Source organism: Nocardia jiangxiensis NBRC 101359 (genome assembly GCF_000308615.1).
Taxonomy (GTDB): Bacteria; Actinomycetota; Actinomycetes; order Mycobacteriales; family Mycobacteriaceae; genus Nocardia; species Nocardia jiangxiensis.
The window spans coordinates 1-25,000 of the sequence record NZ_BAGB01000032.1 but is presented as its reverse complement, the minus strand read 5'-3'; the positions used below and the strand labels follow the sequence as shown (position 1 = coordinate 25,000).

Sequence of the window (25,000 nt, the reverse complement as noted above, 5' to 3'; positions counted from 1 at the left end):
GATCACATCACCGCGGCGGACCGCGGTACGGCAGCACCTGGAAACGAGTTACACCGTGACGATCGACGACGATCCCGCACAGGCCGCCTCCCGCAACGCCTCGGCACCCCCGCTGACCTCGACACAACGCCGCGCGTTCTGGGGCTCGTTCGGCGGTTGGGCGATGGACGGTTTCAACTGGACCGTATTCGGTTTGGTACTCGCACCCACGATGACCGAACTGCTACCGCGCGCCGGCGTCGCCGCGACCTCCGCGAATATCGGCTGGTACGGCCAGATCAGCGCAGCGCTGTTCCTGCTCGGCTGGGGTTGTTCGGTGATCTGGGGGCCGATCGCCGACCGCTTCGGCCGGATGCCCGCGATGACGGCGTCCATCGCGATGTACGGCGTGTTCACCGCACTGGCGGGGCTGGCCACCGAACTGTGGGAGTGGAACGCCTTCCGATTCCTCGCCGCGGTCGGCGTCGGCGGCGAATGGGCCATGGCGGGAACGCTTCTGGCCGAAGTACTACCCGAACGCGTGCGTGCGCGATTCGGCGGCCTGATGCATTCGGCCGCGTATGTCGGCGTGCTGATCGTCTCGGCGCTGTATCTCGCGGCCGGGCCGCAACTGGGCTGGCGAGGGATGTTCCTGATCGGCGGAATTCCGGCGCTGGCGGTCTTCATCATTCGTCGCACCACGCCCGAACCGGAACGCTGGCAACAGAATTCGGCCGAACAGGAGCGAAAATCCTTCTGGCAGCCGGTCATCGACGTGCTGACCCCGCCCTATCGGGCCCGCACCCTGGGCAATCTGGCCCTGCTGGTGGTCTGCGTGATCGGGCTGTGGGCCGGATCGACCTACGTGCCCACCACCGTCACCGATCTGGCGCACCACGCGGGATACGGATCCTCCGCGACGGTGCGGCTGGCCGGGATCTCCTCGATGACGGTGGCCGCGTTCACGATCGTGGGCTGTGTGGTGATTCCGCGTCTGGCGGACCGATTCGGGCGACGCGCCACCCTGGCCGGACTGTTCGTACTGATGGCCATCGGCGCGGTCGGGGTCTACGGAATCGCCTATCCGGCGCATTCGATCGTGCTGACCTTCGTCTTCCTGCCGGTGCTCGGGCTCGGCGGGGCCAATTTCGCGATCTTCACCATCTGGCTGCCCGAACAGTATCCGACCCGGATGCGCGCCACCGCATTCGCGTTCACCACGACGCTGTCGCGCTGGTTCGCCGCCGCGGGAACATTTCTCATCGGCTACGGCATCCACGCGAGCGGGTCCCTGGCCATCCCGCTGAGCGCGACCGCGATCGTCTTCCTGATCGGCATCGGCCTGGTCGGGCTGGCCCCGGAGACCCGCGGACAGGTAATGCCGGACTGACCAGTGCGAATATCGCACCGGCGCAACCGGTTCAGGCCCACTGTTCGATCTTGGCCGCCAGTTCCGCGCCGGTGAGCGGTTCGCGGGCGATCACGGCGATGGTGTCGTCCCCGGCGATGGTGCCGACGATCTCCGGCAGCGAGGCACGATCGAGCGCGCTGGCCAGGAAGTGCGCAGCGCCCGGCGGCGTGCGCAGGACCGCGATATTGCCGCTGTGGTCGGTGGACACGAGCAGATCGCCGAGCAGTTTGGACAGCCGGTCGGTGCCGCCGGTGACCCCACGCACCGGACTGCCGTCCTCGGGGACGACGTAGACGCCCGCGCCGCCGTCCGCGGCCCGCAGCTTCACCGCGCCGAGCTCGTCCAGATCCCGCGACAACGTCGCCTGGGTGGTCTCGATACCGGCCTCGGCCAGCAGCGCGGCCAGTTCGGTCTGGCTGCGCACCGCATGCCCGGACAGGATCTCCACGATGCGCTGCTGGCGACCGGCACGCGTGCGAGCGGTCGCCGGGCCGGATCTACTCGACTCGGCGCTCGCTCGATCGGTGGTACTCACGAACGTCTTCCGATCACGATCGTCGCTCCTGCCCGCCGTTCTTGCCCAACAGCCACACCAGCAGCGCCTTCTGGGCGTGCAGGCGGTTCTCCGCCTCGTCCCAGACGACGCTGTGCGGGCCGTCGATCACCTCGTCGGTGATCTCCTCCCCGCGGTGCGCCGGAAGACAGTGCAGCACAACCGCATCCGCGGCCGCATGGGCAAGCAGTTCGGCGTTGACCTGGAACGGCCGGAACGGGCCGACCCGGTCCAGGCCGTCGTTCTCCTGGCCCATGGAGGTCCAGGCGTCGGTGACCAGTGCGTCCGCGCCGGTGGCCGCGGCGACCGGATCGCCGGTGACCGTGACGCTCGCCCCGGTCTCCGCGGCGCGCTTGCGAGCGGCGTCGAGCACCCAGTCCGCGGGCTCGAAACCCGAAGGCGCGGCGATGATCACGTTCAGGCCCGCGGTGACGCCGCCCACCAGCAGCGAATGCGCCATGTTGTTCGCGCCGTCGCCGAAGTAGGCCAGGGTGCGGCCGGTCAGATCACCCTTGCGCTCGGTCAGGGTCAGCAGGTCGGCCAGCACCTGACAGGGGTGGAATTCGTTGGACAGCGCGTTCACCACGGGAACCGTTGCCGTGGCGGCCATCTCGTCGAGCCGGTCCTGTTCGAAGGTGCGCCACACGATCGCGTCGACGTAGCGCGAGAGCACCCGGCCGGTGTCCGCGAGGGTCTCCTCGCGGCCCAGCTGAGTGGTGCGGCCGTCGACCACCACCGCGTGCCCGCCGATCTGGGCGATCCCCATCTCGAAGGAGAACCGGGTGCGGGTGGAGTTCTTCTCGAAGATCACGCCGACCCCGCGCGGCCCCTCCAGCGGTCGCCGCGAGAACGGCGCTGCCTTCAGTTCCGCTGCCAGCGCGAGGATTTCGGCCTGTTCGGCCGGGCTGACGTCGTCGTCGCGTAGGAAGTGACGGATACTCACTTGTCCCCCTTCTCCAGGGTGGTGTGCTTCTCCAGGGCGGTGTCCAGGATGCCGGGCAGATCCGACAGCAGGCTCGAGGCTTGAGTCTCGGTCAAGATCAGCGGCGGCGCCAGCCGGATGACGTCGGGCTTGGCCGGATTCACCAGATAACCACGTTCGCGGGCGGCCAGTTCCACCTGCGGGGCCGCCGGCCGATTCAGCTGGATGCCGATCAGCAGGCCCGCGCCGCGCACGTGGTCGACCAGCGGATGTCCGAGTTCGGCGATGCCGTCGGTGAGTTTCTTGCCGACCGTCTCCACGTTGTGCAGCAGGTCGTCCCGGTCGATGGTGCGCAGCACCGCCAGCGCCGCGGCGGCGCAGACCGGATTGCCGCCGAAGGTGGTCCCGTGCAGGCCGGGGGTGAGCAGGTCCGCCGCACGGCCCTGCGCGAGCACCGCGCCGATCGGCAGTCCGCCGCCCAGGCCCTTGGCCAGGGTGATCACGTCGGGCACCAGCCCCGCGGCCTGATGGGCGTAGAAGTGGCCGGTGCGGCCGATACCGGTCTGCACCTCGTCCAGGATCAGCAGTGCGCCGTGTTCGGCGGTGATCGCGCGGGCGGTGGCCAGATAGTCCGGCGGCGGCACCACGACCCCGCTCTCCCCCATGATCGGTTCCAGGAATACCGCGGCGGTATCCGAATCGACCACGGCGGCAAGGGCTTCGGCGTCACCGTAGGGTACGTGCACGACGCCGGGCGGCATCGGCTCGAACGGCGCGCGCTTGGACGGCTGGCCGGTCAGCGCGAGCGCGCCCATGGTGCGGCCGTGGAACGCCTCCTCGCAGGCGACGATCTTGGTGCGCCCGGTCAGCCGTGCGATCTTGAACGCCGCCTCGTTCGCCTCGGTGCCCGAATTGCAGAAGAACGCCCGGCCCGCACCGTCACCGAAATGCGCCAGCAGACGTTCGGCGAGTTCGATCACCGGTTCGCTGGCATACAGATTCGAGATGTGCCCGAGCGTGTTCAGCTGCGCGGTCACCGCCTCGATGATCGCCGGGTGGGCGTGCCCGAGGCTGTTCACCGCGATACCGCCGAGGAAATCGAGGTAGCGCTTCCCGTCGGCGTCGTGCAGTTCCGCGCCCGAACCGCGCACCAGCGCGATCGCGGGGGTGCCGTAGTTGTTCATCAGCGAGGTGGACCACCGCTGCTGAATGTCCTGAGTACTCATGGGTTTTCCGTGCCCTCCTGCGGCGCAGAGGTCCGCGGTGGGGTCGAGGGGGAGATCATCGTGCCGATCCCCTCCCCGGTGAACAGTTCCAACAAGACCGCGTGCGGCACCCGCCCGTCGATGACGTGTGCGGTCGGCACGCCGCCGAGCACCGCGCGCAGGCAGGCCTCCATCTTGGGCACCATCCCCGAGTCCAGCGAGGGCAGCAGCTTCGCCAGCGCGTCGGCGTCGATATGGGTGGTCAGCGAGGACCGGTCGGGCCAATTCGTGTACAGCCCTTCGACATCGGTCAGCACGACCAGTTTCTCCGCACCCACCGCGGCGGCCAGCGCGCCCGCGGCGGTGTCGGCGTTGACGTTGTGCACCACACCGTCCACATCGGGGGCCAGGGTCGACACGACCGGAATGCGACCCGCCCGCACGATGTCCAGCACCGCCTCCGGATTCACCGAGGTTACATCGCCGACCAGGCCGATATCGGTTGTCGCACCGTCGATCTCGAGGGTGCGGCGGGTCGCGGTGAACAGCCGCGCGTCCTCGCCGGAGATGCCCACGCCGTACGGTCCGTGCGCGTTGATCAGGCCGACCAGCTCCCGGCCGACCTGACCGAACAGCACCATCCGCGCGACGTCCAGCACCTCGGGTGTGGTGACCCGCAGCCCGCCGCGGAATTCCCCTTGCAGACCGAGTCGTTCGAGCATCGCACTGATCTGCGGTCCGCCGCCGTGCACCACGATCGGGTGGACGCCCACCGTGCGCAGGAAGACCATATCGGCGGCGAAGGCGCGCTTGAGGTCCTCGTCGATCATGGCGTTGCCGCCGTACTTCACCACCACGACGGTGTCGCGGAACTTCTGCAGCCAGGGCAGCGCATCGGCCAGCACGTGTGCCTTGTCCAGTGCGGACAGCCCGGCCACGGTATCGGTGACCGACTGGGGCACAGTGGAATCGGTCTCGCTCATGAGCTGTACGCCGAATTCTCTTCGACGTACCCGTGCGAGAGGTCCGTGGTGCGGATGGTGGCCTCGCCCTGGCCCAGATCCAGATCGATCACGATGTGGATGTCCGCGCCGGACAGATCGACCTCCCGTGCGCCCGGTGCGCCCATCCCGCCGACACACACCGGATTCCCGTTGAACGACACCGAGATTCGATCGGGCTCGAGATCGATCGGCGCGATGCCGATCGCGGCCAGCACCCGGCCCCAGTTCGGATCCGATCCGAAGATCGCGGTCTTGACCAGCGAGTCGCGGGCGACCGCCCGAGCCCCGATCAGCGCCTGATCCTCGTCCACCGCACCGCGCACGGTGACCAGCACCCGCTTGGTGACGCCCTCCGCGTCGGCCATCAACTGCCCGGCCAGTTCATCACAGACGGCCAGGACCGCCGCGTCCAGATCCTCCTGCGCGGGGGTGACCTCACTCGCACCGCTGGCCAGCAGCAGCACGGTGTCGTTGGTGGAGCACGAGCCGTCGACGTCGAGGCGATCGAAGGTGCGCGAAGTCGCCTTGCGCAGTGCGGAATCCAGCTGCTCGGGAGTGGCCACGGCATCGGTGGTCAGCACCACGAGCATGGTCGCCAGCGACGGGGCCAGCATGCCCGCGCCCTTGGCCATCCCGCCGACGTTCCACTTGTCGTGATGGTGGTACGCCGCCTCCTTCGGGACGGTGTCGGTGGTCATGATGGCGTGCGCGGCATCGGTCCCGCCGGATATGCCGCCGGCCATCTCGTGCACGATCTCGGTGACGCCCGGAATCACCTTGTCCATCGGCAGCCGGTCCCCGATCAGACCGGTCGAGCAGACCGCGATCTCGCCCGCGCCGGTCTCGGTTCCCCAGTTGCTCAACGCTTTCGCCAATTCCTCGGCGGTGGCGTGGGTGTCCTGGAATCCGCCCGGACCGGTGCAGGCGTTCGCACCGCCGGAGTTCAGGATGACCGCGCGCAACCGGCCGCCGGTCAGCACCTGCTGCGACCACAGCACAGGAGCGGCCTTGACCTTGTTGCGGGTGAACACCCCGGCCGCACCGCATTCCGGGCCCTCGTTGACCACCAGTGCCAGATCCGGTTTGCCGGTCGCCTTGATCCCGGCGGCGATCCCGGCCGCGCGGAATCCCAGCGGTGCGGTCACACCCTGGGTCCGGACCAATTTGTCGCTGGATGTCACGGTGCCACTCCTACGGTGGGAAGTCCGGCGGTCTCGTCGTAGCCGACCGCCAGATTCATCGATTGCACCGCGGCCCCCGCGGTGCCCTTGGTCAGGTTGTCGATCGCGCCGATCACGACCAGCTGTCCGGCGTCGGCGTCCACGGCGACCTGGAGGGTCACCGCGTTGGAGCCGAGCACCGAACCGGTCTGCGGCAGTTGCCCTTCGGGCAGCAGATGCACGAAGGGCTCGTCGGCGTAGGCCTTCTCGTAGACCGCGCGGGCCTGTGCGAGATCCACTCGCGTGGGCGCGGTGCAGGTGGCCAGGATGCCGCGCGGCATCGGCGCGAGCACCGGGGTGAACGAGACCGTGACATCGGCACCGGCGCAATCGAATTCGCGGCCGGCCACGGCACTCGCGGCCGCCGCCTTCAGATTCTGGGCGATCTCCGGGGTGTGCCGGTGCGCACCGGCGATGCCGTAGGCGCGCACGGAGCCCATCACCTCCGAACCCAACAGTCCCACATCGGGTTTACGACCCGCCCCGGAGGTTCCGCTCACCGCGACGATATGCACGCTCGGCTCGACGATCCCGGCGGCCACCGCCGGCGCCAGCGCCAGACTGGACACGGTGGGATAGCAGCCCGGCACCGCGATGCGGGTCGCGCCGCGCAACCGCTCGCGCGCACCCGGCAGCTCGGGCAGGCCGTAGGGCCAACTGCCCGCATGCGGGGTCTTGTAGTACCGCTCCCATGCCTGGGCGTCGGTGAGCCGGAAATCCGCGCCGCAGTCGATGATGACCGTGGATTCGGGCAGTGCGGTGGCGATCGCCGCCGACTGGCCGTGCGGCAGGCCGAGGAAGACGATGTCGTGTCCGGCCAGGATCTCCGGCGTCGTCTCGGCCAGCACCCGATCGGCCAAGGGCAGCAGATGCGGCTGCGACTCCCCCAGCGGCGTACCCGCATTCGACCCGGCGGTCAGCGCCCCGATCTCGAGGCGCCCACTTCGGTACGCCGGATGTCCCAGCAGCAATCGCAGGACCTCACCGCCCGCGTATCCGCTCGCACCAGCCACCGCGACCCGCAGTACGGGCCCACTCGAGGTATCCGCCATGTGATGATTATGCACGATCATGCAATCCCATTCATAGCGGGGTTGCCGGAAATAATACTTGTTTCACAGGATCAAGTAATTTACTCTTGTTTCATGCAAGCAAATAAATCCCAGATCGCCGACCTGGTTCGCACCGTCTCCCACTTCGCCGAGGCCAACCGGCAGGGGCAGGCGCGGATGTTCGACGCGGTCCGGCTGGGCGTCTTGCAACTGGCCGTCGAACACGGCCCGCTGCGCGCGGGCGAGGTCGCCGAGCGGCTCGACGCCCTCCCCTCCTCCATCACCCGGCACATCCGGGCGCTGGCCGAGGCCGAACTGGTGAGCACCGAGCCCGACCCCGCGGATCGTCGCGCGGTCCTGCTGGTGGCCACCGATACCGGACGCGCCGAATTGCGGCAGTTCCTCGACGTCGGGGAGCAGGTCTTCGGCGCGGTGATCGCCGAGTGGTCCGCCGACGACGTGGTCACCCTGACCCGGCTGCTCACCCGGCTGACCGAGGACTGGGCGCGCTACGGGGCCGAGCAGCAGCAGGCCGCCCGCAAGCGGAACCGGCCGTTCGGCTGGAGCCAGGGCTGATCCGCCCGAAAACCCTTCTCGCTATTGATAATCGATCAGGATTGGAAGTGGATACCATGTCCGCTGATACATCTGTGCGCGTGATCATCGCCGGTGGCGGGATCGGCGGCCTCGCCCTGGCGCACGGGCTCCGCAAGGCCGGAGTCGACGTCGCGGTATACGAACGCGATCGGCACCGCACCGATCGGTTGCAGGGCTTTCGCATCCACATCAGCCCGCGCGGCAGCCGGGCCCTGCACGAATTGCTGCCCGAACATCTGTACCGCGCGTTCGTCGGCCACTCCAATCCGGTCGAGTCCGGAATCGGATTCGGATTCGTCACCGAGCAGATGAACACCCTGCTCGAACTCGACCGCGAGACCATCGAGGGCAATCCCTCCGACGACGTCGACCGCAACTTCGGCGTCAGCCGAATCACCCTGCGCCAGATCCTGCTGTCCGAACTGGACGACGTGGTGCACTACGACAAGGCGATCACCGGATACACCCAACTGCCCGACGGTCGCGTCGAGGCCCTATTCGCCGACGGCACGTCGGCGATCGGGGATGTGCTGGTCGGCGCGGACGGCGGCACCTCGCGGGTACGCGCGCAACTGCTCCCGCACGCCGAGCGCGTCGACACCGGAATCGTCGCCATCGGCGGCAAGTACATGCTGACCGAGCAGAGCCGCCGCCGCCTCGCACCCCGGCTACAGCTCGCTCCGGTCAGCGTCATTCCGCCCAGGAGCTGCGGCATGTTCGTCGCACCGCACGAATTCTCGGCCGCCGGGGCCGATTCCGGGACGATCGGCGGCAACGACGGTGCCGCACAGCTGTATCCGGGCGCGCTGTTCGACAACACCCGGCCCTATGTGTTGTGGAGCTACGCCGCCAAACGCGGCGACTATCCGGCGAATCTGGAAACCATGGGGTCCGGAGAACTTCAGGATCTCGCCGATCGGCTCACCGCCGACTGGTCACCGCAGCTGCGCGAGCTGATCACCGGATGCGACACCGATACCGTCACCCTGCTGCCGATCCGCACCTCGGTGCCGGTCGAGCCCTGGGAGACAACGAATGTCACGCTGCTGGGCGATGCGATCCACAGCATGACCCCGTTCCGCGGTATCGGGGCCAACACCGCCCTGCGCGACGCCCATGTGCTGACCGCCGCGCTCACCGCCGCAGCGCGCGGTGAGCGGCCGCTGCTCGACGCCCTGCACGATTACGAGGCGCAGATGATCGGCTACGGTTTCGCCGCCGTGCGCGCCTCCCTGCAGGCCGCCGAGCAGTCCGTCTCGGACAGCCGCGTATCCCGCACCATGGCCCGCACGGTCTTCCGGCTGGCCGGTGCGCTGCCCCCGCTGAAGCGAAAGATGTTCGGCGGCTTGGGCAGCGAACCGGAACCGACGCGGGTCTAACCCCGGCGCAGGTCAGCTCACCAGGGCGAACAGTATCGCCGCCACCGCGAAACTCACCACCGACAGCACGGTCTCGAGCACACTCCAGGTCTGCAGGGTCTGTTTCACAGACAGATTGAAGAATTTCGAGATCATCCAGAAGCCCCCGTCGTTGACGTGGCTCAGAATGATCGAACCGGCCGCGACCGCCATGGCGATCAACGCCAGCGACATCTGCGAGTAGCCGTGTCCGACGACCAGCGGGCCGACGATGCCGCCGGTGGTGACGATCGCCACGGTGGCCGAGCCCTGGGCGATGCGCAGGCCGCAGCTGATGATGTAGGCGAGCACGATCACCGGCAGCCCGGCCTCGGACATGGTGTGCGCGAGCACCTTTCCGATGCCGGTGGCCGAGATGACCGCACCGAAGAACGCGCCCGCACCGATGACGAGCAGCAGCATGCCCACGGGCCGCAGCGATTCCGCGGTCAGCACGCCGAGCTGCTGCACCGTCGAACCGCGGCGCAGACCCAGGATGTAGAAGGCGACCAGGACCGCGATCAGCAGCGCGACGGCCGGGTTACCGAGGAAGGTCAGCACCTCGAGCAACGCGGACTTCGTCTTCAGCAACTGGCTGCCGAAGGTCGCGCCCAGGATCAGCACCAGCGGAATCGCGATGATCGCACCGATCAGGGCGACCGACGGCCGCCGGGTCGGTTCGGCTCCGGGCGGTGTATCCCCTTGTGTCCCATCGGCATGCGCGACTCGCTCCGGCTCGGCCGCATCGCCCGAGGGCCGCACCAGGAATTCCGCCGGAACATCCACCGTGATCCGCTTGCCGATGAAACTGCCCCAGACCAGGCCCGCCGCAACGAATCCCGGCAGGCCGCACACCAGGCCCATGATGATCAGCCAGCCCAGGCTCACCCCCATCAGCCCGCCCAATGCCACCGGACCCGGATGCGGGGGAAGGAACGCGTGCGTCATGGACAGACCCGCCACCATCGGCATCGCGTACAGCACCAGCGATCCGCCGCCCCGCTTGGCGGCCACGTAGATCAGCGGCGCGAGGACGAAGATGCCGATGTCAAAGAACACCGGAATACCGAAGATGAGGCCGACCAGCCCCATGGCGACGGGAGCGCCCTTGGGCCCGAACAGATTCTGTAGCTTCTCCGCCAGCACGTCGGCGCCGCCGGAGCGTTCCAGGATCGCGCCGAGCACCGTGCCCAGGCCGATGATCACCGAGATATGCCCCAGAATCCCACCGAATCCCGTCTCCAGCAGGGAATCCGAGGATTTCAGCGGTGTGCCCACGATCTTGGACACCGGTAGTCCGGCGGCCAGTGCCAGCAGCAGGCCGGTCAGTAGCAGCGCGATGAAGGGCTCGAGTTTGAACCGGATGATCGCCACGAGCAGCACGACGATCGCGAGACCGCACAGAATCAGCAGTCCCGGTGTGGTGGTCCGCAGCCAGTCGACGGTGGCGGCCATACTTACCTCACTTCATGGATGAAACGAAAGATGCCGCCCGCGAGGCGATTTCGGACCATCGGCCCGCGGCGACATCGCCCGGTGCGACGACGTCGGTGCCGGCCGTGACCGCCACCGCGCCATGCGCCAGGAATTCGGCGGCGTTACCGGCGTTGACACCGCCGGAGGGAATGAGCGCCGCATCGGGGAAAGGCCCCCGCAGATCCTTCAGATAGCCGGGGCCGAGCGCGCGAGCGGGGAAGATCTTCACCGCCGCCGCACCCAGGTCCAGGGCGGCCATCACCTCACTGGGCGTGAAAGCGCCCATCACGACCGGAACATCGTGTCGTGCGGCCATTTCCGCCACGGCCGGGCGCAGTCCCGGGGTCACCAAGAACTGTGCACCACTGCCGATGGCCTGCTCGGCCTGTTCGCCGGTCAACACCGTCCCCGCACCCACCACCGCATCCGGCACGGCCGAGGCGGCGGTCAGCGCGTCGAGGACGCCCGGCGTCGTGAAAGTCAGTTCCACCGCGCGGATTCCGGCGCCCGAGAGCGCCGCGGCCAGAGCCACCGGATCGGGAATCTCCGGGGCACGCACGACGGTGAGCACACGGTCGGCTCGGATCACCTCAATGGCTGTATTCGATTGCACCGCTTCGCTCCTCCGCTAGGTCCGCAAACGCCCCGGGCCGGGGGCCTTCGGGCTGATGAAATTTCACCGATTGCCTCCTGCATCGGTGCCACCCGGCGTCATGCGTAGCGCGTGCCCGGCGAGAGCCCCGGTGGGTACGCCGCCGTCGATCGCGAATTCGCCGTTCACCAGGACATGACCGATCCCGCGCGCCTGCTGTCTCGGCTGCTCGAATGTCGCTGTGTCGGTGATCGTCTCGGGATCGAACAGCACGAGGTCCGCGGCGTATCCGGGCCGGATCAGTCCGCGTTCGCGCAGACGCAGCCGCTGCGCGGGACGTCCGGTCAGATGGTGCACGCATTCCTCGAGTCCGAGCACGCCGAGTTCGCGCACGTAGCGGCCGAGGTAGCGCGGGAATGCACCCCAGGCCCGTGGATGCGGCCGGTCCCCGACGAGCAGCGCATCACTGCCGCCCATGTGCCGGGCATGGCGCATGATGGCGCGCACGTTCTCCTCGTGCCCGACGTGTTGCAGGATCGTGGTGGCCAGCTCGTCGCGGCGCAGCAGGTCGAAGAAGATCTCCACCGGTGAAATATGCTGTGCCGCACCGATATCGGCGACCGTTCGCCCGACGTACCCGCCCAGCTCCGGATTCGCGACGCCGCTGATCTGGATGGTCTCCCAGTCGACCGTGACTCCGTGGCAGCCGTCCGAACCGTGCACGGTGAGATCTTCGGCGATCCGCACCCGGTCCTGCGGATCGGTCAGGCGAGCCAGCGTCGCATCCGGCCCGCCCGAGGAGGCCCAGCTCGGCAGCAGTGCCGACAGGGTGGTCGACCCGGGCAGGTACGGGTAGGTGTCCAGGCTGATATCGCAGCCGCGGGCCAGTGCGTCATCGATCATGGCGAGCAATTCCGGTGCGCGCCCGCGATTCACGCCGAAATTCATGGTGGCGTGGGTCAGATGTACCGCGCACCCCGTCTCGCGGGCCAGCCCGATCATCTCGGCATAGGCATCGAGCGCGCCCGCACCGTAGGAGCGGGTGTGCGGGGCGTAGAAGCCACCCGCCGCCGCGACCACCTCGCACAGTGCCGCCAGTTCCGCTGTGTCGGCGTACATTCCGGGCGTATAGGTCAGGCCGCTGGACATCCCCACCGCACCCTGCGCGAGCCCTTCGGCCAGCAACTCGCGCATGCGCTCGACCTCCCGCGCGGTCGCCGGACGTCGCTCGGGACCGACGACGAGCAGCCGCAGCGTGCCCTGCGGCACCAGATAGGCCGCATTGGGCGTGATCCCCGCATCGAGCCGGTCCAGATATTCCCCGACGGTGCCCCAGGAGAAGTCCAGATCGGCGGGATTGCCGTTCCACCCGGCGATCTGGCGGCGCAGCACCGCGAGGGTGGCCGCGTCGATCGGCGCGTAGGACAACCCGTCCTGCCCGATCACCTCGGTGGTGATGCCCTGGCTGATCTTCGGGAGATGCCCCGGCTCGGTGAGCAGATGCAGATCCGAATGCGCGTGCATATCGATGAAACCCGGTGCCAGCACCAGCTTCTCACCATCGATGACGCGCTCGCCGCCGCCGATCGTGCCCGGTCCGGCCAGTTCGGTGATGCGCCCGCCCGACACGGTGACATCGCCGCGGAACCGGGGACTCCCCGTCCCGTCGACGATGTCGACTCCGCGAATCAGCAGGCTGCCCATCATCTTTCGCGACCTCAGAAGAAGGTGTGCAGCAGGTCGAGCACGCGCGGCCGATCCGCGGCGGCGTCATCGATCACCGGAATCAGCCGCCACTTGTCGAAGGCCGTGCACGGATGGGACAGGCCCAGGCGCACGACACTGCCGATCGGCGCCGCGCCGTCGGCGGGCAGGCGCAGGAAGGCGTGCTGGTCGTTGAGCGCCGACACGTGCGCTCCGTGCGGCATCTGCTCCGGGCCCTGTCCCCGCGAAAACCGTTGCGGTACCGGTAATCCCTCATCGAACGGCAGATCCCGCTTACCGGCGTCCAGCAGTGCCAGCCCCGGCTCCGGCCGCGACACCGTGCGCGCCCAGCCGTGCATGGCCGAACGCAGTGGGCGCTCGGTGCGCGCGGCGGCCAACGGCGAGATGCCGGAATAGAAGCCGTCGTCGTGAATGATGTACGCGCCGGACCGCAGCACGACGGTGGTCGCCGGCCCCTGCGCGCCGGGCTCGTCGGCCGATCCGGCGAGGCGGTCCACCACCAGATCCTGATAGGCACTGCCGCCGGCGGTGAGGATCGCCGGACGCTCGTAGATCTCGGCGAGTTCACGATGCAGACGGACCAGATCGTCGAGATAACCGCGCACCACCGCGACAGCTTCGGCCTCGCGATCGTGCGCGAACGCCCCCTCGTATCCGCCGACACCCGCCAGCTCGAGCCGCGCGGAGCGTCGCACCGCGGCGGCGACGGCCAACGCCTGCTCGACGCCGCGGGCCCCGGTTCGCCCGCCGGGCCCGCCGAGCTCGACCAGCACCGCCACGCGCACCCCCTCGGGAGCGTCGGCCAGATGCCGGTCCATCGTCTCGACCGTTGCCGCACTGTCCACCCAGCTGCGGAACTCGAAATCCGGGTCGCGCGCGAGTTCGGTGGCGAGCCAACGTAATCCGACGGGATCGACCAGTGCGTTGGCCAGCAGTATCCGCGCCACGCCGAACGAGCGCGCCACCTGCACCTGCCAGCCGGTGGCCAACGTGATCCCCCAAGCTCCGGCCGCGAGCTGCTCACCCCACAGCTGCGGGGACATCGTCGTCTTGCCGTGCGGGGCCAACCGCACCCCGGCCGCGGCGGCCCAGTCGGCCATCAGTCGGGTGTTCGCATCCAGCGCGGCGCGGTCCATGGTGAGCACCGGCGTCTGCAGATCATCGAGATGTGGTGCGGTGGCGAGGAATTCACGCACGCTACGACCCCATGCCGACGGCGGCAACGATTTGTGCTGGGGGCCCAGGACCCGCTCGTGCAGGGCCGCGACCATCGCGGCATCGATGGGCGGTGCGCCGACGTTCGCCACGACACTCCTCTCATCAGGTTCATCTCCAATGGCTATTGCGTATTTTGCAACGCTAATTGCACATTGTGTTATCACTGGTTATTCTGCACAGGATGCCCGACAGCCGCAAGCGTTCGAAGGAGATGAGTGTGATCTGGCCGACGCCGCGTCGAATACGGGCGGTCACCGTGGGCGAGGGGCTCGCCGTACTCGTCGCCCGTCCCGGCCCGCTCGAGGACTCCCCCGCCTTCGAGCGCACCGCGGGCGGGGCCGAGGTGAACGTCGCGACCGTCCTGACCCAACTGGGCATCGGCACGGCGTGGATATCCCGGGTCGGCCGGGACGGATTCGGCCGCTACCTGATTCGTCATCTGAGCGAACGCGGAGTCGACACCTCCGCGATCCACACCGATCCCGCCCGCCCGACCGGTCTGTACGTCAAGGAGCGCGGCGGCGGTTCGGCACTGCCCACCGATCTGGCCGCCGGTTCGAGCCGAATGCTGTACTACCGCACCGGATCCGCCGCCAGTGCCCTGTCTCCCGCGGACCTGACCGCCGCCGCCGGAGTGCTCGAGCACTGCGAGCTGATCCATTTCACCGGCGTCACCACCGCACTGTCTCCGTCGGCGACCGAACTCACCGATGCGATCCTCGCCCTGCCCAGACCTGGCCGGTTGATCAGCTTCGACCTGAATTACCGTCCGGCGCTGTGGATCCGGCGCAGCGACGACGCCGCGGACATTCTGGCCCGGCAGGTGCGCGCGGCCGATGTGGCCTTCCTCGGGGCCGACGAGGCACAGGAGGTGTTCGGCACCGGCGACCCCGCCGGGCTGCGCGAGATGTTCCCGCAACCGCGGCATCTGGTGATCAAGAACAGCGGGCATTCGGTCACCGGATTCCTCGGCGAGGACCGGTGCGAAACCCCGGCGCTGCGCCTGCGGGTGACCGAGGCGATCGGCGCGGGCGACGCGTTCGCCGGTGGCTATCTGGCCGCCCTGCTCCAGGGTCGGCCACACGAACAGTTGCTGCGCTACGGCCACCTGTGCGCGGCCGCCGCACTCACCGGCACGGGCGACGTCGCCGAACTCCCGCCCGCGACCACCCTCGAATCATGGGCCGCCGCAACACCTTCCGCCTGGTCCGCACTGCGGTACACCCCCGAGTCGGCGGAGGTGTCATGAGTCAGAGCCTGCAACGCGCCCTGACCATCCTGGTCGAACTCGGTGAGGATCCCAAGACGCTGGACCAGCTCGCCGCCCGGCTGGAGGTGCACAAATCCACGGTGCTGCGGCTGCTGCAGACCATGGAGGCCGACCGCTTCGTCACACACGACACCGGCCACCGGTACACGCTCGGATCGCGACTGTTCGAACTGGCCAATCACGCACTCGAACGCCGTGATGTCCGGACGCTGGGCCGCCCCCACCTGGAAGCACTCAATGCCGCCACCGGGCAGACGGTGCATCTGGCGACGTACGAGTCCGGCGAGGCGATCTACATCGACAAACTCGACGCCACCCGGAGCGTGCGGATGTACTCGCGGGTCGGCCGCCCGGCGCCGCTGCACTGCACCGCCGTCGGCAAGGTGCTGGTCGCCGCGCATCCACGGGCACAATGGCGAACCATCGCCGAACGACTGGACTACCACCCGTTCACCGAACGCACCGTCCGCACCCCCGAGCAGTATCTGGCGGAGCTGGATCGCGTTGCGGCCCAGGGCTTCGCCGAGGACCACGAGGAACACGAGAGTTTCGTCAACTGCGTCGCGGTACCCGTGCACGACGGGACAGGCGCGGTCGTCGCGGCGCTCTCGGTGTCGGTACCGGACGTACTCCTGGACCACGAACAGGTGCTCGGCCTACTGCCGCAGGTGCGGGCCACGGCCGAGGCCATCTCCGCCGAACTCGGGTGGAGTCCGCGAACCGAACCCCGTCGAGCCGACCGACCGAAAGGCACACCGTGAGCGAGAAAACAGCCGTTCGCACCACCGAGGCTCCCGCACCGGCGCACACCTTCTCCCAGGGTGTGCGCAAGGGCCCGTTCGTCCAGCTGTCGGGTCAGGGGCCGGTCGACCCGGCCACCGGGGAGTATCTGTACCCCGGTGATGTGGCCGCCCAGACGACCCGCACCCTGCAGAACGTCGCGGCGATCGTGGCGGCGTCCGGCGCGAGTTTCGACGACGTGGTGATGCTCCGGGTCTACCTCACCGAGCGGGAGAACTTCGCCGCCATGAACGACGCGTACGGCGCTTTCGTGCAGGAGCACACCTCCGGTATTCTGCCCTGCCGCACAACGGTTTTCACCGGTCTGCCCCGGGCGGAGATGCTGGTGGAGATCGACGCGCTCGCGATCGTCACCGAATAGCGAAGTGCCTCGCGCCGACGGGCGTCGCGACTCAGGCGGTCAGTTCGCCGAGAATCTGCAGGACCGCGTCGGAGGTGTAGAACGGCTCGAGACGTTCGCGGATCAGCCCGGCCAGTACGCCGTTCCGTTTGGCGGCCTCGACCACCGCCGGGCCGTAGCGCAGGATCTCGGTGCGGATGTCCTGGTCGGACAGCCCCAGTTCCGGGAGCAGCCCCGCCAGGGTGTGATCGCCGTACTTGGTGAAGAACACCTCGACGCATTCGTCCAGGAGCAGACCGAAATACTCCTTCTCCCGGGTGGTCAGCGCGATCTGGTGCACGATCTGCGCGAGTTCGCGCACGTCCTGCTGAGTCAGATAGTCGCGCAGGCCGCTCACCGATTCACCCGCGTGCAGATCCCAGAACTCCATGGCCGCACTGTGCACCGGCGCATCGCGCAACATCTCGCGAATCGCGTTGTTGGTGCGCTTGAGCGCGAAAAGCGCTCCCTTACCGGCCATTTCACCGATGAACGTGCCGTCCGCGGCCTTCTCGGCGGCCTTGCGCGCCGATTTGGCGGCCGAGGTGCCGAACGAGACCAGCGATCCCACACCCGGAATCTTCGAGGCCATCTGCCGATTGGACTCCATGAAGTCATCGATCAGCCGGTCCACGAACTTGGAAGCGACGGTGGCGATCAGCGGGCTCTCGGTGAGCCGCTCGAGCAGGCGCTCCTGCGCCTGATGCATGCCGAAGATCTTCTCCAGCAACGCCTCCACCGGTTCACGATCGACCACATCGCCGAGGGTGTACTCCTCGTTGCGGGCGATGTTGTCGTAGATCGCGTCGGCGAACACGCCCACCGAATCCCCGATCGCCGGGCCCGCGCCGATCCGGTCCACGACCACGCGCAGGGTCTGCTTCGCATCCTCGACGGTGACCACATCGCGGAAGACGATGGTGTCGGCAACCTCGAGCACCGCCGCCACGTCGCGGCCGACCACCTCGGTGAACCGGTCGCCGGTCACCTCCGCGAGAATGAAATCGACTTGCGCGTCGAGCAGTCGCTCGGCGATCTCGCGCGGCTGGGCCATCGGCACCCCTAGTTCGTTCGCTGGCCCGCCCGATCAGCCGGGGTCGTTGCGGTGCAACGACTTCCGGATCTCGTCCAGGCGCTCTCGCGCGGATTTCGACCGCGCCTGCCACTGTTCCTGCACGCTGCGGCCCGCCGAGGTCTGCCGATCGAGTTCGCCCATGCCCTGCGCGTTGCCGAAGCGTCGCTCGACCTTATCGCGAACTGACTCGAAAGTAGGGACACCGGATTCGGAGTACCCGCCGATATCGGGCACGGCCGTCGGCATCATCGGCACAGCGGACCCCGAACCCCGCTGGTCGTACGAGGTCGGTGTACCGGACACACCCGGCGCCACGACGGGATCGGTGGGCGAACTCACATCCGGATCCCAGGTCATATGACCGCCCTCCGCGGACAGCGCCGCCGCCACCAGATGCAGCGGCTGCAGGCCGGGCCGCCCAGCGGTCGCGGCGAGCACCACACTCAGCATGTCCTCGTCCGGCAACGCCGCGAGCAGCACCGCCAGATCCTCCACCGGATCGGTCACGACAACCACCTCACACCCGCTCGGTCACGACATAACCCCAGGTTACGTACTTCCGACCGATATGCCACCCGACGGAACGATCAGACCGACGGCGGATCGGCCACGCCCGACTCGGCAAGGGCCGCACGCACCCAATCGGCCACCGTGCGCGCCCAACCGGGGATCACGATCAGGTCGTTGTGCCCGGCCCCGGGATAGATGTGCAGCCGCTTGGGCTCGGGGGCGGCGTCGTAGAGCTCGTGGCCCATCCGCACCGGCAGCAGCTCGTCCTGATCGCCGTGCATGATCAGCACCGGCGCACGCAACGACCGGATCCGCCGCAGACTCGGAAAAGCATTCGGGACGATGAGCCTCGGGATGTACGGATAGACCGCGGCCGCCGCGTCGCGCAGGCTGGTGAAGGTCGACATCAGTACCAGCGCGGCGGGCGGATAGTGGGTCGCCAGTTCGGTCATCACCCCGCCGCCGAGCGACTTACCCAGATACACAACACGATCCGGATCCACCCCGGGCCGGGCGAGCAGCGCGTCCCGCGCGGCTCGGGCGTCCAGATACATCCCGTGCTCACCGGGATGCCCTGCGCTGCGGCCGAATCCGCGATAGTCGAACACCAGCACATCGAATCCCGCGGCCGCCAGCAGCGCCAGCACCGGTGACCGATCGCCGATATTGCCCGCATTGCCGTGCGCGAACAGTATGTGCCCCAACGGATTCGTCGCACGCACGAACCACCCGTTGACGAGTGTGCCGTCCGCGGCGGTGAAGTACAGATCCTCGTAGTCGAGCCCGAACCGCTCGGGCGTCACCGTGATCTCCCGCTCCGGCAGGAAGGTCAGGGCGTTGAGGATGGGCGTCGCCGGATGTCGCACTGTATTTTTGGCCTCCGCTTCGCTCCGGCGGGCCGGGGCCCTATTGACCCCGGTCCTTCCCTCCCTCCGCTCCCCCGCTTCGCTCCTCCGCTCCACTCAGTCCAGGCCCGGGGCGGGCCCCGGCCAGGAGTTGGCGTTTCAGGGGGTTGGCGGAACTCGGGTGCGCTGAATGGTATGTCGCTACGTTTGGTGCATCAACTGATTCGGTCTGCTAACGGTAGCCGATGGTGATGTCCGGGCGACGGCTCGGATCGAGCCATTTCAGCAGGGCCACCACCGCGTTGCGCGGCGTCTCCACACAACCCTGCGACGGGATTCCGGCGTCCACGTGCACGAAGAAGGCCGACCCCGCGCCCGACCGCACCGGTGTGGTGTTGTACCCGATGACGATCGCGTAGTCGTAGCTCGTACCGACCCGTCCCAGGTTCTCCCCGGCCTTCTCGTCGAACGGGCAGGTCCCGGGCGCACAGTGCTGGTAGGTGTTGTACTGCGGACTGCTCGGGTCACTGACCCACCAGTCGCTGGTGCCGATCTGCCGATAGGGCATCCGCGTCCCGGGATTCGCCTGCCGTCCGAATGCCGACGGCAGCCCGAACGTGCCCACCGGCGTGCGGTTCATCCCCTCGTGCGTCTGTCCGACGCCCTGTGTGCCGACCCGAACCGTCACCGGCGCGAGCGCACTTGTCCACCCGGCGCCCGACCGCTGCCACGCCTGCAACGTCCCCGACGTACTGCCCGGCCCGGCCACCAGCACCGTCACCAACTGGTCGGTCCCGGCGGGCGGCGCGGGAACCCCGGCCGGAAGTCCGGCATTCCCGCCGTCGTAGTTCACCGGCTGCTCGACGGCCCGCGCCGGCGACACCGCACTCGACACCGGCGCCACACTCGACGCCGACGGAGCCGGACCCGCCGACTGCACCTGCTGCCCGCAACCGGCCGCCACCAGTACAAGCGCGGCGGCCAGCACGCCACGACGCACGAGATTCCGGGACACACTCATCGGCCGAGCTTAACCACCGAGAACCACCGGCCCCATGTCACGACGGAATTGCCCGTGTCCGGCGCGAACCTCGGAACGCCCGAGCCGGGACCGTGTCCGCGGCCCGATCAGGCGCGCAGCACGGCTCCGACGGACTCCGCGGCCGCCTCGACCGCCGCATCGCGGGCCGCGCTGGCCTCGTCCTCGGTGAGCGTGCGGTCGGGGGCGCGGAAACGCAGCGCGTAGGTGAGTGATTTGCGGCCCTCACCGGCCTGCGCGCCCTCGTACACGTCGAACAGGGCGATGTCCTCGAGCAGATCGCCCGCACCGGAGCGCAGAGCCGATTCGAGAGCGTCGGCGGGGATCGAACGTTCGACGCTCACCGACACGTCCTGCAGCACCGCCGGGAACGGCGAAATCCTCGGCGCGGGACGGGATTCGCGCAGCGGCAGGGCATCGAGGTCCAACTCCAGCGCACAGGTGCGCGGCGGCAGGCCGGCGCGTTCGAGCACCGCGGGATGCAGTTCGCCCGCGTGGCCGACGACCGCACCGTCCACGACCAGCTCCGCGCACCGCCCCGGATGGAACGGCAGATAGGCCGCCGCCCGGCGCTCGATCCGCACGCCGGCGGCATCGGCGACCGCATCGGCCAGGGCGAATGCGTCGGCGGCCTCGACGGCCCGGCCCGCACCCCACGGACCGCGCGGTTCCCGACGTCCGGTGAGCACCGCGGCGACATGCACCGGCTGCGCGGGCAGCGATTCGATCAGCTCCGTGATCTGCTCGTCGGTCGGCCGCCGATCCACCGGCAGCTCGCCCACCGGACCGGTCTTCGGTCCGGGCAACACCACCTGCTCGATGCCGTAGATCGACAGATCACGCTCGCCGCGGGAGATGTTGCGCGCGGCCACCTCCAGCAGTCCGGGCAGCAGGGTCGTGGTGAGCTCGGCCCGCTCGACGTCGAGCGGATTGAGCACCCGCATGGTCGCGCGGCGAACGTCCTCGGTGTCCAGACCCCAGACGTCGAACGTCCCGGCCTGCAGGAAGATCGATACGGGCACCTCGACACAGCCGGAGAAGGCCAGGGCGCGGCTGACCGCGCGACGACGACGCTGCGCGGGCGTGAACCCCCGGCCCGCGGGCGCGGTCGGCAGCACCGACGGAATCTGCTCGAGCCCCTCGAGCCGCAGCACCTCCTCGACCAGATCGGCGGGCTGCACGAGGTCCGGCCGCCAGCTCGGCGGCGTCACGACGAGCTGACCGTGCCCGCTCTCGCTGACGTCGACATCGACCGCGCACCCGATCTGCGCCAGCCGGCGCGCGGCGGTTCCGGTCGGGTAGCTCACCCCGGCGGTGCGGTCGGGCAGGTCCAGATCCATCCGGATCGGCGCGGTGTCCGGCACCGGCAGCCGTACGTCGGTCAGTGCGGATTCGACTGTGCCACCGGCGATCTCGGCCAGCAGCGCGGCCGCGCGGTCGAGCGCGGCGACGTTCACCTCGGGATCGACCACCCGCTCGTAGCGGCGGCCCGCCTCGGACACCAGCTTGTGCCGCCGCGCGGTGCGGTAGACCGCGAGCGGATTCCAGGTGGCGGCCTCGAGCAGGATGTCGGTCGAGGCCGAACTCACCTCGGTCGACGCGCCGCCCATGATCCCGGCCAGCGACACCACACCCGAATCGTCGGCGATGACGGTGTCCGCACCGTCCAGGACCCGCTCGGTCTCGTCCAGGGTGCGCAGCGTCTCACCCTTGTTGGCGCGCCGGACCACCAGCGACCCGGTGACTTTCGCGGCGTCGAAGGCGTGCAGCGGCTGGCCGAGTTCGAGCATCACGTAGTTGGTGACGTCGACCGCGGGCGAGATGGGGCGTACTCCGGCCAGCAGCAGCCGCCGCTGCAACCACCACGGGCTCACCGCGGACGGATCGATGCCGGTGACCCGCCGCGCCGCGAAACGCGTACAGCCGGAATCGGGTTCGACCCGAATCGTCCACGCCTCGGCCTCGTCGTCGGGCAGGGTGCGCACCGCCGGGTCGGCGTACTCCAGATCGAAGCCGCAGGCGAGTTCGCGGGCCAGGCCGCGCACCGAGAAGCAGTAGCCGCGGTCGGGGGTGATGTTGAGTTCGATCACCGTATCGTCCAGGCCCAGCAGCTCGTTCGCGTCGGCGCCGGGCTCGGCGGTACCCGGCTCGAGCACCAGGATGCCCGAATGATCCTTGCCGATACCGAGTTCGGCGACCGAACAGATCATGCCGTTGGACACATGCCCGTAGGTCTTGCGCGAGCTGATCGTGAATCCACCGGGCAGCACACCGCCGGGCAACACCACGACGACCAGATCGCCGACCGCGAAATTCCGTGCACCGCAGACGATCTCCTGCAGCTCCGGCTTGCCCACCTCGACCTTGCAGAACCGGATCGGCTTCTTGAACTCGGTCAGCTCGGTGATCTCGGCGACGCGGCCGACCACCAGCGGATGGTCGATATCACCGGTGACCGGCTCGAGTTCGTCGAGCTCCTCGACCTCCAGACCGACCCGGACGAAGCCCGCATCGAGCTCCTCCGGCGTCACCGACCAGTCGGGGGTGGTGCGCTGCAGGATTTCCGTCAGCCAGGACTGCGCTACTCGCACTGGACTTTTCGCTTTCTCGTGTGCCCGCCCTCTCGCGGGTTCGTATGGTGTGCGGGGTGTTGCGGACCTCGACGGTCAGGACTGAATGCCGAAGGGCAGCGTGAACCGCACATCACCCTCGACGATGTCGCGCATATCGGGAATTCCGTTGCGGAACTGCAGGGTTCGCTCGAGCCCCATGCCGAAGGCGAAGCCGCTGTACACCTCGGGGTCGATTCCGCTGGCGATCAGCACCTTCGGATTGACCATGCCGCAGCCGCCCCACTCGACCCAGCCGGCCCCGCCCTTCTTGTCCGGGAACCACACGTCCACCTCCGCCGAGGGTTCGGTGAACGGGAAGTAGTTGGGCCGCATACGAGTTCGCGTCTCGGGGCCGAACAGGGCCCGCGCGAACGCGTCCAGCGTGCCGCGCAGATGAGCCATGGTCAGGCCCTTGTCCACGGCCAGGCCCTCGACCTGGGAGAAGACCGGAGTATGCGTGGCATCGAGCTCATCGGTGCGGAAGGTCCGGCCCGGACACACCACGTAGATCGGCAGCTCACGCGAGAGCAGCGACCGCACCTGCACCGGCGAGGTGTGGGTGCGCAGGACCTGACGCGAGCCCTCTGCGTCCGAGGCGTCAGGGCCGGAGGCGGTAGCGGAGCGTGACCCCGCAGGCTCAGCCTCGGGCGCCCATGTGAAGCGCGCGACATGGAAGGTGTCCTGCATGGTGCGGGCGGGGTGGTCGGGCAGGAAGTTCAGCGCGTCGAAATTGAAGTGCTCGGTCTCGACCTCGGGCCCCTCGGCCACCTCCCAGCCCATGCCGACGAAGACATCGGCGACCTGCTCGGAGATGACGGTGATCGGATGGCGCGCGCCGACCGGGTCGCGACGAGCCGGGAGCGTCACGTCGATGGCCTCGGCGACCAGGACCGCGGCGTCGCGCTCGGCGAGCAGTTCGGCCCGGCGCGCCTCGAACGCCTGGCTCACCCGGGTACGCGCGACGTTGACGCGCTTACCGGCGTCGGCCTTGTCCTGTTTGGGCAGCGTACCCAGCGATCGCTGTGCCAGCGAGATCGGCGACTTACCGCTCATGTGCTCGGTCTTCGCGGCCGCGAGCGCGTCCAGATCCGCGGCCGCGGCGAATGCCTTCTCCGCCGCCTCGGCCGCGGCGCTCAGCGATTCCTCGCTCAGTCCCGCCTGCGGTGCCGGATCCTGGTCGGCTCGTGCGTTGTCCTCGGCCACGATGGTTCGTCTCTCCCCTTGGTTCGGGTCTGTACTCACATGGGTCTGCACTGACATTGTTGCTGGTCGAATCGTAAGCGATGCGATCGGCCCGGTTCACCCGACTTTTCCCGCGACGATCAGGTGCGCAGCCGACCCGCGATACGGTCCGCCCATGAATTCCCGAATCGGCGACGGTGCGTCCGGCGCGATCAGGCGGTTCGCCGGATGGGTGGCGCGCGGCTCGGTCGGCCACCCGCTGGCCGTACCGCTTCTGCACCGGCGAACTACCCCCGGTGAACCGGACATCGAGTCCTGGGAAGCCGCGCTCTATTGACCGATCGCCGCCCCTGGTAACCGCCCACAGTTTCGCGGCGAGCGCGGTACTGACGGGCCCCGGCACCGGGTGATCCCGCGTTGGCGTGCGCTGCCGTCGGCCCGGCACACTGGTCGGCGATGGAATTGCCCGAACTTCCCGATCTGCCGGTCCGCGCGGTCCTCGATCGCATCGTCGAGACGCTGGCGCAGCGCGAGACCGCCGTCCTGGTCGCCCCACCGGGCACCGGAAAGACGACGCTGGTCCCGCTCGCGCTGGCCGCCGGGACCACCGGGCGGGTGCTGGTGGCCGAGCCGCGGCGTCTGGCCGCACGGGCCGCGGCCGCTCGGATGGCCGAACTGCTCGGCGAACCGGTAGGCCGGACGGTGGGATATTCGGTGCGTGGTGATCGGCGAGTGAGTGCGGGCACTCGCATCGAGGTGGTCACCTCCGGGTTGCTGGTGCGACGGTTGCAGAGCGATCCCGAACTCGCCGGGGTGGACGTGGTCGTCATGGACGAATGTCACGAACGTCATCTGGACGCGGATCTGCTGCTGGCCCTGCTGCTCGACGCGCGGGCCGGGCTGCTGCCGGACCTGCGGGTGCTGGCCACCTCGGCC

Annotated in this window: 24 protein-coding genes; 8 read left to right on the top strand and 16 right to left on the bottom strand. The window is 68.8% G+C overall.

Translation table 11 applies throughout. The features are described 5' to 3' along the window. Positions 1-55: 55 nt before the first annotated feature. On the top strand, positions 56-1,369 hold the full coding sequence (locus ON40_RS11500; protein ID WP_040821611.1) for an MFS transporter: 1,314 nt from the start codon (positions 56-58) through the stop codon (positions 1,367-1,369). A gap of 31 nt (positions 1,370-1,400) precedes the next feature. Here ON40_RS11500 and ON40_RS11495 read toward each other — a convergent pair whose 3' ends face one another. The 6 genes from ON40_RS11495 to argC are packed head-to-tail and all read right to left on the bottom strand — an operon-like array spanning position 1,401 to position 7,346. Further along, a complete protein-coding gene (locus tag ON40_RS11495) occupies positions 1,401-1,925 on the bottom strand; it encodes an arginine repressor (protein WP_040821608.1) in 525 nt (174 codons plus the stop codon). Between the two features lie 13 nt (positions 1,926-1,938). Further along, the gene (gene argF, locus ON40_RS11490; RefSeq protein WP_040821606.1) at positions 1,939-2,886 is read right to left on the bottom strand and encodes an ornithine carbamoyltransferase; all 948 of its coding nucleotides are present in this window, start codon (positions 2,884-2,886) and stop codon (positions 1,939-1,941) included. Continuing rightward, the gene (locus ON40_RS11485) at positions 2,883-4,091 is read right to left on the bottom strand and encodes an acetylornithine transaminase (RefSeq protein ID WP_040821604.1); all 1,209 of its coding nucleotides are present in this window, start codon (positions 4,089-4,091) and stop codon (positions 2,883-2,885) included. Before ON40_RS11485 ends, argF begins: the two co-directional genes overlap by 4 nt. Beyond that, positions 4,088-5,053, bottom strand: coding sequence for an acetylglutamate kinase (gene argB, locus ON40_RS11480; protein WP_040821596.1), 966 nt, complete (start codon positions 5,051-5,053; stop codon positions 4,088-4,090). Before argB ends, ON40_RS11485 begins: the two co-directional genes overlap by 4 nt. After that, positions 5,050-6,255: a bifunctional glutamate N-acetyltransferase/amino-acid acetyltransferase ArgJ gene (gene argJ, locus ON40_RS11475; protein WP_040821593.1), complete on the bottom strand. Its 1,206-nt coding sequence runs from the start codon at positions 6,253-6,255 to the stop codon at positions 5,050-5,052. Before argJ ends, argB begins: the two co-directional genes overlap by 4 nt. Continuing rightward, on the bottom strand, positions 6,252-7,346 hold the full coding sequence (gene argC, locus ON40_RS11470; protein ID WP_040821683.1) for an N-acetyl-gamma-glutamyl-phosphate reductase: 1,095 nt from the start codon (positions 7,344-7,346) through the stop codon (positions 6,252-6,254). The genes argJ and argC overlap by 4 nt, the downstream gene beginning before the upstream one ends. Positions 7,347-7,439: 93 nt before the next feature. Between argC and ON40_RS48070 the strand changes: the two genes are divergently transcribed. Together ON40_RS48070 and ON40_RS11460 are read left to right on the top strand one after the other, a co-directional pair. After that, positions 7,440-7,922 (top strand): MarR family winged helix-turn-helix transcriptional regulator, encoded by a 483-nt coding sequence (locus tag ON40_RS48070; RefSeq protein WP_051192989.1) that lies wholly within the window; start codon positions 7,440-7,442, stop codon positions 7,920-7,922. A gap of 56 nt (positions 7,923-7,978) precedes the next feature. Next, a complete protein-coding gene (locus ON40_RS11460) occupies positions 7,979-9,322 on the top strand; it encodes an FAD-dependent oxidoreductase (protein WP_051192988.1) in 1,344 nt (447 codons plus the stop codon). A 12-nt stretch (positions 9,323-9,334) separates the two neighbouring features. Here ON40_RS11460 and ON40_RS11455 read toward each other — a convergent pair whose 3' ends face one another. From ON40_RS11455 to ON40_RS11440, 4 genes are all read right to left on the bottom strand, one after another. Further along, positions 9,335-10,795 carry a GntP family permease gene (locus tag ON40_RS11455; protein WP_040821590.1) on the bottom strand — a complete coding sequence of 487 codons (1,461 nt, stop codon included), beginning with the start codon at positions 10,793-10,795 and terminating at the stop codon, positions 9,335-9,337. A gap of 7 nt (positions 10,796-10,802) precedes the next feature. Beyond that, on the bottom strand, positions 10,803-11,429 hold the full coding sequence (locus tag ON40_RS11450; protein WP_040821588.1) for a bifunctional 4-hydroxy-2-oxoglutarate aldolase/2-dehydro-3-deoxy-phosphogluconate aldolase: 627 nt from the start codon (positions 11,427-11,429) through the stop codon (positions 10,803-10,805). A gap of 63 nt (positions 11,430-11,492) precedes the next feature. Further along, a complete protein-coding gene (locus ON40_RS11445) occupies positions 11,493-13,112 on the bottom strand; it encodes an N-acyl-D-amino-acid deacylase family protein (protein WP_040821676.1) in 1,620 nt (539 codons plus the stop codon). Between the two features lie 14 nt (positions 13,113-13,126). Beyond that, on the bottom strand, positions 13,127-14,404 hold the full coding sequence (locus tag ON40_RS11440; protein WP_040821674.1) for a type III PLP-dependent enzyme domain-containing protein: 1,278 nt from the start codon (positions 14,402-14,404) through the stop codon (positions 13,127-13,129). 128 nt (positions 14,405-14,532) lie between these two features. On the opposite strand from ON40_RS11440, the gene ON40_RS11435 reads away from it, so the two are divergent. Genes ON40_RS11435 through ON40_RS11425 form a run of 3 tightly spaced genes read left to right on the top strand, consistent with a single transcriptional unit; the run spans position 14,533 to position 16,783 of the window. Continuing rightward, entirely contained in the window at positions 14,533-15,600 is a 1,068-nt protein-coding gene (locus tag ON40_RS11435) for a sugar kinase (protein WP_245567761.1), read from the top strand. Further along, entirely contained in the window at positions 15,597-16,382 is a 786-nt protein-coding gene (locus ON40_RS11430; protein WP_051192997.1) for an IclR family transcriptional regulator, read from the top strand. The genes ON40_RS11435 and ON40_RS11430 overlap by 4 nt, the downstream gene beginning before the upstream one ends. Beyond that, on the top strand, positions 16,379-16,783 hold the full coding sequence (locus tag ON40_RS11425; protein ID WP_040821585.1) for a RidA family protein: 405 nt from the start codon (positions 16,379-16,381) through the stop codon (positions 16,781-16,783). The genes ON40_RS11430 and ON40_RS11425 overlap by 4 nt, the downstream gene beginning before the upstream one ends. A 31-nt stretch (positions 16,784-16,814) precedes the next feature. On the opposite strand, the gene ON40_RS11420 is transcribed toward ON40_RS11425, so the two are convergent. The 6 genes from ON40_RS11420 to pheS form a co-directional block, all read right to left on the bottom strand. Next, positions 16,815-17,855: a hypothetical protein gene (locus ON40_RS11420; protein ID WP_040821583.1), complete on the bottom strand. Its 1,041-nt coding sequence runs from the start codon at positions 17,853-17,855 to the stop codon at positions 16,815-16,817. A gap of 33 nt (positions 17,856-17,888) precedes the next feature. Then, positions 17,889-18,383, bottom strand: coding sequence for a PspA/IM30 family protein (locus tag ON40_RS11415; protein ID WP_040821580.1), 495 nt, complete (start codon positions 18,381-18,383; stop codon positions 17,889-17,891). A gap of 80 nt (positions 18,384-18,463) precedes the next feature. Next, positions 18,464-19,252: an alpha/beta hydrolase gene (locus ON40_RS11410; RefSeq protein ID WP_051192987.1), complete on the bottom strand. Its 789-nt coding sequence runs from the start codon at positions 19,250-19,252 to the stop codon at positions 18,464-18,466. Positions 19,253-19,463: 211 nt separating this feature from the next. Continuing rightward, on the bottom strand, positions 19,464-20,252 hold the full coding sequence (locus tag ON40_RS11405) for a L,D-transpeptidase family protein (RefSeq protein WP_218008772.1): 789 nt from the start codon (positions 20,250-20,252) through the stop codon (positions 19,464-19,466). Positions 20,253-20,359: 107 nt separating this feature from the next. Then, on the bottom strand, positions 20,360-22,861 hold the full coding sequence (gene pheT, locus ON40_RS11400) for a phenylalanine--tRNA ligase subunit beta (RefSeq protein WP_040821577.1): 2,502 nt from the start codon (positions 22,859-22,861) through the stop codon (positions 20,360-20,362). Positions 22,862-22,936: 75 nt separating this feature from the next. Beyond that, on the bottom strand, positions 22,937-24,085 hold the full coding sequence (gene pheS / locus ON40_RS11395; protein ID WP_040821575.1) for a phenylalanine--tRNA ligase subunit alpha: 1,149 nt from the start codon (positions 24,083-24,085) through the stop codon (positions 22,937-22,939). Between the two features lie 154 nt (positions 24,086-24,239). Here pheS and ON40_RS51785 point away from each other — a divergent pair, with 154 nt between their 5' ends. Both ON40_RS51785 and ON40_RS11390 read left to right on the top strand, forming a co-directional pair. Further along, the gene (locus ON40_RS51785; protein WP_157186268.1) at positions 24,240-24,401 is read left to right on the top strand and encodes a hypothetical protein; all 162 of its coding nucleotides are present in this window, start codon (positions 24,240-24,242) and stop codon (positions 24,399-24,401) included. Positions 24,402-24,520: 119 nt separating this feature from the next. Continuing rightward, the coding region (locus ON40_RS11390) for a DEAD/DEAH box helicase (protein WP_040821573.1) at positions 24,521-25,000 on the top strand (480 nt) is incomplete at its 3' end.